The organism is Cryobacterium sp. M96 (assembly GCF_002929845.1).
GTDB classification, from domain to species: Bacteria; Actinomycetota; Actinomycetes; order Actinomycetales; family Microbacteriaceae; genus Cryobacterium; species Cryobacterium sandaracinum.
Window position 1 is genome coordinate 39,127 of the sequence record NZ_PJJS01000029.1, and the last position, 8,255, is coordinate 47,381.

The window sequence follows — 8,255 nt, forward strand, 5'->3', positions numbered from 1 at the left end:
CAGCGGGCCGAATTTGTTGCGTGATGCGCCGGTGCGGCCGAGACTCGATGGCTTCTCGTCTGGGCGGGCGCCCACCGCCGGTTGAGATGCGGAATAGCCCTAGTGTAGTGAGTACGCGGCCGATGTTACGGGGTGGCCGCGCGAACATCCAATGCTGCTGTTGCATTTCGTACTAGGGGACTCAATGACGAAAGACACTTTGGATATCACGCCTGATCCAAAGGTGCTGATCGCGCTCACGCATACGCCCTTGAAACCTTTGGACGCTCTGTGCGAGCTCATAGACAACGGCATCGACTCCTTCAGAGCCGCACGGCTCGCCGGAGATCCCGTCCGACATCCCCTGCTCGAAGTCACGGTCCCCGGTGAGGCTCAAGTCCGAAAGGGTGAGGGCCTCGTCCGCATCGTGGACAATGGGGCCGGGCTTGACAGGGAGGGGCTTGGCAATACCCTGCGGGCTGGTTTCAGCGGTAAGAACAGATTCGACACCCTTGGGCTATTCGGTCTCGGCTTCAATATCGCCACCGGAAAACTGGGACGACGAACGACCGTGATCACGGCCAGAGCTCAGGACGATTTCGCCCTTAGAGCCGTGATAGATCTCCCCGAAGTAGTCAAGAACCGCGCCTTCGGTGTTCCCGTTGAGACAATGAAGAAGCCGTTGAACTTCGACCACGGCACGATCGTCGAGGTGGACTCCTGGTGGCCAGAAGGAGACCCAAATTCTGGATTCATAGTCCAGCTTGCCCATATTGCTAAAGCGCCCCTGCGCAGTCAGATCGGTCGTAGATACGCGACACTCCTCCGCAGCGGGGATGAGAACCGCGTGCGTGTCATGGTGAATGGCGAGTACGTGGAGGGCTACGAGCACTGTGTCTGGGGTGACAACCGATTCGTCGAGAGGCAAGGCTGGGGTTCCATTCCTGCTCGGATAACCCTCGATTCCGTGATCTTCGCCCAGAAGCGCTGCGTTCAAGACGGGACCGCCCTAGATTCTGGGTCCGACACATGTCTCGAATGCGGTGATTCCGAATTTCGAACTGTAGAGGAACGGATACGCGGTTGGGTGGGTATTCAGCGTTTCGATGACAACAACAAGTTTGGTGTCGATCTTGTCCGCAACGGCAGAGCCATCCGCGTCGCGGAAAAGGACGCATTTTTTAACCATCTGAATGATCTTGGTGAAGCAGTGAAGGAGTATCCGACAGATCAGCAGACCGGCCGAATCATCGGAGAGATACATCTGGACCACATCCCGGTCGACTTCCAAAAACAGGACTTCCAGCGCAGCAGTGAGGAATGGCAGCGTGCCGTGTCTCACATTCGAGGTGAGTCCTTGCTGCCGAGCACTTGGCCTGCTGGTCAGCGAAATGAATCGCCCATTTCCAAACTTTTTCAGGGCTATCGCAAGGTCAGAAACTACGGCCGTTTGGACATGTACATGGGAAGGTACGACGAAGCTGCTGGAAAAGCGGTCAGAATCAACCGAGACGTGGAGGCGGAATTATTCGATCGCTTTCAGAAACGGGAGGTCGGCTTCTTTGACGACACGAAGTGGTGGGAATACGTAGAAACGGCAACCCTCGCGCCGCGACTAGCCATGGAGGAATGCGCGATATGCGGATTTCAAAACCGTCCGGGTGATGAGGTCTGCGGCGACTGCGAACGGATCCTTCACGGCAAAGCTTGCCTCTCTTGCGATGTTGAGCTCTCGCGGTCCGCCACTGCGTGCTCTAGTTGCGGTGCGTCCCAAGTGCCAGAAGTCCAGGAGCCTTGGACGTGCGAAAGCTGTCGCGAAATCAATGGTGTCGACGATGAATGTTGTCGTCTCTGCACAGCGCTTCGGGGGGCAGAAAACCCTATTTCCGTGGAGGTGCTCAGACGAGATGGTGAGCTCATAAGTGAGCTATCGGTCCAAAATCGTTCATTCATGACGGCAGATCTCAGAAGCACTGAGCCCATTGATGTGAACGTTTTTCGCGTTGGTCCACTCCGGCCAACATACAATGGTGCTCTCGTGCCGACTGTGACCACCAGGGCATCCGGGAAGATTGATATCTTCCTGGACATTGCGCATTCGAATTTCACACAGTTGGGTGTGAGACCGGAGATCGCCGTGTCTGTCGAGATTGCGCAGTATTTGTACACTCTACGACCCGACCTTGCCGGTAAGCCTGCCCATTCCGTGGAGAATATCGCCTCCATGATCTTGACAGAGGTTTGGGGAGAGCAGCTTGCCGCGGGACCTGAGAAGGTAGGCGAGGCGATCAAGAGTCTCTTCCGTCGTATCTCAGAGCGACTCGAGGGCAATGGCGACGCCGCAGATTTCTACGGCGAATTGGATCAATTCGAACAGCGTGATTTAGCAGACCGATTGATTAGCGCCGGTCTGTTGGACCAGCTGTCCGAGTTGCGATTGAACGGGGGCTATCTCGCCTATTGCGGTTCAGGAGTCCTGGCAAAATTTTTCGGCAAGTACCCTGAAGGTTGGTTTGGTGCGGTTTGGAACGAGCGCCTTGCTGATCCTGAAAACGTCGGCGTTCACGCAGCTGAGAATTCTCGTCAGCAGCTCATCGGGATTTACTCGCGCTGTCTTGATGATTGTGCCGCCTACGTTCGTTTTTCATATGTAGACCCGCTGATCGTCACGCGGGCTGGTGCTTCTCGCGAGTATCTAGAGCTGCGCTTGATGTGACCCGGTTCTTGAGTGACCTGAGCATTAGTGCCACCTCGTGGCAGGCCTTCGAAAGACTTGTGTCGAGACTTCTGATCGTTGAAGGGCTCAAACAGGTTTCCGTCGTAGGGGGGTCCGGTGACGGCGGAGCAGACGTCCTGGGCGTCAAGGGCGACAAAAGATGGCTTTTCCAGGTAAAGCGTTGGGCCACCCCTGTCGGGGCCGAAGTCGTGGACCGTACGATTGCCGCCACGAAATCCTATGGGGCCGACGTTCCCGTAATCGTCAGCAAGTCGGGATTCACGGCCGACTTGCTCAAGCATCGTGCGAGCATGGCTGCCGAGGGGATCAATATTCAGCTCTGGGATCGGGACGCTCTCGCTAGGAGAGCGGACCGGCTGGACCCCGAACCGCTCGTGCTACGCGATTTGGATCGATTCAGACCTCGGGAGTACCAATCGAACGCTGTCGACAGAATCGTCAACGCATGGGTCAATGATGCATCAGGGTCGGCGCTTGTCGTTCTCGCCACTGGATTAGGGAAGACGTTCGTCGCAGCAGAGTCAGTAAGGCGTATGGCGGCCAACCGAGCCGACCTTAGGGTACTGGTGCTAGCCCACACCAATGATTTGTTGTACCAGCTCGAACGATCGTTTTGGCCCTTCCTTCGCGCAGAGCAGTCGACTGCCATAGTCAATGGCATTGAGAGGCCCGCGTGGGCAGATTTGCCCCATTTCGACTTTGTGTTCGCGTCTCGTGACACGATGTCGAACGCTGCCACGGCGGGGATTGACTTTCCCTCTTTCGACGTCGTTGTGGTTGATGAGTGCCACCACCTTGGTGCGGAGACTTACGAGCAGGTTCTCAACGAACTCGGCGTAGGAGCGGCGGGGGGCCCTTTCCTTCTCGGGTTGACGGCAACTCCTTGGAGACCGGGTGGGGGCGATCTTGATCACCGTTTCGATGCGCCAGTAGTGAGCATCGATCTCGTTCAAGGGCTAAAGCAGTCATTCCTCGCCAATGTCGACTACCGGATTTACACCGACAATGTGGACTGGGAATCACTTCGTCAATTGAAGGGTGACCGCTTCAGCCCCAGGGCGATAAACCGAACGCTCTTTATCGACCAATGGGATGACGCAGTTGTCGACAGAACCCAGGAGGCATGGGCGGAGCTAGCGGGCGTGGGTAAGGGGATAGTGTTCTGTGGAACTGTCGAGCACGCGGAGCGGGTAGCAGCCCGCATCAACGCCCTCGGATTTACCAGTGCGAAGCCCATCTACTCGCGTTCTTCAACGGGGGAAGCGATGGGACCTGTGGAGCGAAATCGGCTGTTGTGGGATTTTTCGTCCGGACGCATTGGCATCCTCTGCGCAGTCGACGTTCTAAACGAGGGAATTGATGTTCCCGACGTCAACCTTGTCGTCTTCCAGCGGGTGACTCATAGCCGACGCATATTTGTGCAGCAGCTCGGCAGGGGACTTCGACTTGCTCCGGGGAAGCAACGCGTAATCGTCTTAGATTTCGTTTCGGATGTTCGCCGCTTTGCGGCCGGCCTTGAGCTTCAGAGGGCTTTGGACCACGACGGGCCGAGGCCCGGCAGCCCGGTTCGGGTCAATCTCCCTTCTCGAGTCATCTTTCTTCGGGCTAACGACGAGGATGAGAACGGAGCAAGCTTCTTGAGGGAATGGTTAGGTGACTTGAAGGATATCGAGGACGCCGGCGAGGACGTCAGCGTCATGAGGTATCCGCCCGTAGAGTCACTTCCAACCGGAAAGGGAGAACGCTATGCAAGCTAGCGCTGCGGAGAGCTGGGCTCGAATGCGGATGCTTGCTCTCGATTCAGTAGGGACTCTCCAAGAGCTGCTTGCTGATGGTGAGACGGATGACCGTCGCCTTGTTCTGGGCTACCTGGAAGCCAAACACCAGCTTGCGAGGGCCTTCGAAGTTTTCGCCATTGAAAAATACGCTGATCCATCGACAATGATTGCCGTCAAAGAGCTCCTCGAGAACGCCATGCGCGAGACCTTCACTGCGCTGCCGAAAAAGTATCTGCGCGTAAAAGGATTCGGCAAACCCCATGAGGCGATCCTGGCGTACTTTGTTCAACGAGTTCGTCTTGACGTCAGTGCAGACGAACTCCGCATGTTGACTGGTGATGCAGTCCATACGGAAAGAAGGATGCGGGATCTGCGCGATCTCGGCTTTATGCTGGAGTCACGGGAAGAGGCCGGGCAACAGGTCTATGTGCTGCGCGATGAAATACCAAACGTCGCTTCAGGGGCGGCCATTCTGGTCGGCCGTAACCTACGAAATGACAAGTCGCTCACTCCTAATCAACGGGATGGGTTGCTTGAGGACGCTGGCCTGCGGGTCAGGGCTATTGATGTCGAATGAATAGGTTTGCCTCCACCCAATCGCCCATGGACGATAAACCTCTGTCACCGAAGCCTTAGCCGGCGATCTTCAGTTTGGAAAGAGAAACGACCGTCCGACGTGCGGGCCGCTTGGCCGTTCGGCCCTCTAGGACAGCCTTAATGGAATCACCGATACTTTTGGCGACGGGCGGCGGGAAGGCATTTCCAATCTGTCTGTACGTCGAGGTCTTCAACCCGGCGAACTTCCAGTTCTCGTCAAATCCTTGAATGCGCGAAACCATCTCATTTGTGAGTTTCGGCACGAAATCGGCAGCCATATCAGATGTCGGCGCAGCGTTCGCGATACCCTTGCCGTCGACTCCAAGCGCAAGCCATCCCGCCTTTGCGCGCGTGGGACCCAGGTCTGGACCCCCGTGCTTCTTCGAGCCGCCAACAATCGTCGGGCCAACGCTGTTGGCGCCTTCCGCCCAGCGGTGTGCGCCCTGCCAACCGTTAGCGGACATCAGCGGTAGCAGGGTTTCTCCCACTGTGGGTGGTGTCCCGACCGGCTCTGGCCAGAGGAATTCTCCTGCCAAACGATTTTTGAAGGCAACGAGAATGAAACGTGGGCGGAGCTGGGGCACGCCGTAGGCGCTTGAAAACAACAACTGCCAATCTGCGGAGTAGCCCATGCTGCTCAGCTCGTCCAGGACCGACTCGCGGTAGGACGCGAACTTTGCGGAAGCCAGCCCCTTCACGTTCTCCAGCATGACAGCGGCGGGCTGCGCCTCCCGGACAAGACGTAGCGCCTCAGGGAATAGATCTCGCTCGTCATCGGCGCCAAGCTGTTTGCCGGCCACGCTGAACGGGGGGCAGGGAACCCCGCCCGCAACTAGGTCAATGCCCTTGAACTGCTTGCCACTGATTTCCCTCACATCCGCCTGCCGAACGTCCCACTCGGGCCGGTTGAGTCGGAGAGTGGCGGCGGCGTCTCGATCTATCTCGACAGCCAGCGAATGTTCGAAGCCGGCCATTTCTAACCCCGAAGATTGCCCGCCTGCGCCTGCGCATATTTCAAGCACACTGAACTTAGAGTCGGACATTCAGGTTCCAATCGGGTCAAGGTGAGGGACGAAGACAACATGATTCCAGGACCCTCTGACACCCTATCTGCACATCGAATTGGAGACGCGCAGGCGCGAGGTCGAACGTGGCGCACGTCCACTGCAGCAGCCGGGGCGGCAGAACAACTGGCCGCCACGATTTCGAATGGGCAGCGTTCGGATTTTCCAGCGAATGGCATCGAGAGCGTATATTTGAATAATGGTCATTTCTTCCTGGGTGACGGATGCGGGGACCCGGAAATCAATGCAGGGGAATAGGTCCCGAGACACGTCACCAGAGGTGGAAATTCGAAAGGCCTTGCACGCTATGGGTCTGCGCCTTAGAGTCCAGTACCGTCCGATTCCAGGGCTTCGGCATGCTGCGGATTTGGCCTTCACTCGTTACAAATTGCTCGTCTACATGGGTGGTTGTTTTTGGCACAAGTGTCCCGTGCATTACCGGGAGCCCAAATCCAATGCTGAGTAGTGGAGGTCAAAAATTGACCGCAAGGCTGAACGAGATCGTGAGATGGACCGTGTCCTTCGGGGCGCGGGGTGGACTGTTGTGCGTTTCTGGACGCACGAACCAACACGTACGGTCTGTGCTGGCGTGGTCGAAGTCCTCGAGGACCTGACACCGCTTTCTCGCCCGAAGTCGGTCCATGCCGCAGAGAGAGCCGCCTTGCCGGACTGACCGTCGGACCATTGCCCCTCGTGCACAGGCAACGCGTCAAGAAACACGCCATCCATAGGGGCATGCTGCGGGAGTGCGAATACGACCCGCCTTGGGGCACGATTTTGACTTCATCACTCTAGGCTGAAAGACATGTGACTTAGTCGGATCTCGATGGGGAGAAGGGGGTGCCCTTGCTGGAACTGGGAGACTACTTGGACCTGACATTCGCGAGCGCGGCTGCGCAGTGGCGGGGGCTATTGACGCGGGAGTACGCCCCAGTGGGCCTGAAGCAGGAAGATTTCACCCCGGTGGAGACACTGCTTTGCTTTGGCCTGGGGCTCGTTGGCAACCGATCGAAGTCCGGAAAGATCAATATCCCCGTGTCCTCACCGGATGCCAAAAGGCTAGGTGCACTGTTCAAACGAACACCCGGTAGCCTTGCGCCTAAGCTCGCAAATCTCGACGGTCGACGCGCACATCGGGCGAAACATGAACAGCAACTCTGGATCAGGCTTACCGAGGATCGATTCCGGTTCGAAATGCTCTATGCGCTCATTCTTGACGCGGGTCGTTCGATCGGACTTGATGAAGAAAAGCTACCGGACTTCCTTGGAGTCCAAGATAATCGACTCCAGATCGTCTTCGAAGCGTACTCCGTGAGCGATGACGACCTCCTCGCCTCGCTTGAGGGTGACTTTGCCACGCTCGCCGGTCGCGACGACATCATCGACATTCGCGACACGGAACGGGCGCTGCTGGGGACTGCTCGAGTTGGCCAGCAGCAGTTCGCGCGGAAGGTGCTCACGAACTCGGATTTCGCATGCGTCTTCTGCGGACTGAGTACTCGCTCGGCAGGCCTCCCCTCGTCCCGCCTGCTCATTGCTTCGCATATCAAACCGTGGAGCAAGAGCGGGGGAGGGGAGCGGGTCGATCCGCGCAACGGGCTTGCCGCTTGCCCCACGCACGATGCCGCATTCGAGGCGTATCTCATTTCGGTTGATGCCGACGGCAGAATTGTGCGGTCCGCCGCACTCGACCGAGCGATCGCAAGTGAGAGGTCATGGCGGCATAACTTCGGCGACAACGGTCTCGCTCCGAGGCTGATGATGCCGTCTACTGGGACTATGCCCTCAGCGCATTACACGGACTGGCACTACTCGCAGCTCATGGTCGAGTTCTTGAATTGATCTGAGCTTGTTGCTCACGAAATCGCTAGGGAACGATTCCACCAGCACCGCGTTACCTCTGACATGAAGTCGATTGTGTACAGCCAGACCGGTGATCCGTCCGTGCTCCAGCTCGTCGATCGGCCGATGGCCGAACCCGGATCCGGCGAGGTGCGGGTGCGGATCGTGGTCAGCGGCGTGAACCCCACCGACTGGAAGTCGCGCCGCGGCTCGGCACCGGGCCAGGAGCCGGCGTTCGCCGACGTCGTGCCCGGCCAG

6 protein-coding genes and 1 pseudogene are annotated in these 8,255 nt (G+C 57.7%); 6 read left to right on the plus strand and 1 reads right to left on the minus strand.

What is annotated here, in order from left to right; translation table 11 throughout:
* Positions 1-184 precede the first annotated feature (184 nt).
* The 3 genes from CXY79_RS02065 to CXY79_RS02075 are packed head-to-tail and all read left to right on the plus strand — an operon-like array spanning position 185 to position 5,071.
* Positions 185-2,695, plus strand: a complete 2,511-nt coding sequence (locus CXY79_RS02065; RefSeq protein WP_158250203.1) for an ATP-binding protein — start codon at positions 185-187, stop codon at positions 2,693-2,695.
* Between the two features lie 8 nt (positions 2,696-2,703).
* On the plus strand, positions 2,704-4,473 hold the full coding sequence (locus CXY79_RS02070) for a DEAD/DEAH box helicase family protein (protein ID WP_199186709.1): 1,770 nt from the start codon (positions 2,704-2,706) through the stop codon (positions 4,471-4,473).
* 28 nt (positions 4,474-4,501) lie between these two features.
* Positions 4,502-5,071, plus strand: coding sequence for a hypothetical protein (locus CXY79_RS02075; RefSeq protein WP_104099505.1), 570 nt, complete (start codon positions 4,502-4,504; stop codon positions 5,069-5,071).
* A 55-nt stretch (positions 5,072-5,126) separates the two neighbouring features.
* Here CXY79_RS02075 and CXY79_RS02080 read toward each other — a convergent pair whose 3' ends face one another.
* Positions 5,127-6,134: a DNA cytosine methyltransferase gene (locus tag CXY79_RS02080; protein WP_104099506.1), complete on the minus strand. Its 1,008-nt coding sequence runs from the start codon at positions 6,132-6,134 to the stop codon at positions 5,127-5,129.
* A 220-nt stretch (positions 6,135-6,354) separates the two neighbouring features.
* On the opposite strand from CXY79_RS02080, the gene CXY79_RS16325 reads away from it, so the two are divergent.
* From CXY79_RS16325 to CXY79_RS02095, 3 genes and pseudogenes are all read left to right on the plus strand, one after another.
* On the plus strand, positions 6,355-6,621 hold the full coding sequence (locus CXY79_RS16325) for a very short patch repair endonuclease (protein WP_255409006.1): 267 nt from the start codon (positions 6,355-6,357) through the stop codon (positions 6,619-6,621).
* Between the two features lie 380 nt (positions 6,622-7,001).
* Positions 7,002-7,997, plus strand: a complete 996-nt coding sequence (locus tag CXY79_RS02090) for an HNH endonuclease (RefSeq protein WP_146068073.1) — start codon at positions 7,002-7,004, stop codon at positions 7,995-7,997.
* Positions 7,998-8,060: 63 nt separating this feature from the next.
* Positions 8,061-8,255: pseudogene (locus CXY79_RS02095) on the plus strand (NADPH:quinone reductase); the annotation flags it as partial.

Bases quoted from the DNA above. Each gene is read 5' to 3' on its own strand.
- CXY79_RS02065 (WP_158250203.1), top strand. From the start codon at position 185: ATGACGAAAGACACTTTGGATATCACGCCTGATCCAAAGGTGCTGATC.
- CXY79_RS02080 (WP_104099506.1), bottom strand. From the start codon at position 6,134: ATGTCCGACTCTAAGTTCAGTGTGCTTGAAATATGCGCAGGCGCAGGC.
- CXY79_RS16325 (WP_255409006.1), top strand. From the start codon at position 6,355: ATGGTCATTTCTTCCTGGGTGACGGATGCGGGGACCCGGAAATCAATG.
- CXY79_RS02075 (WP_104099505.1), top strand. From the start codon at position 4,502: ATGCTTGCTCTCGATTCAGTAGGGACTCTCCAAGAGCTGCTTGCTGAT.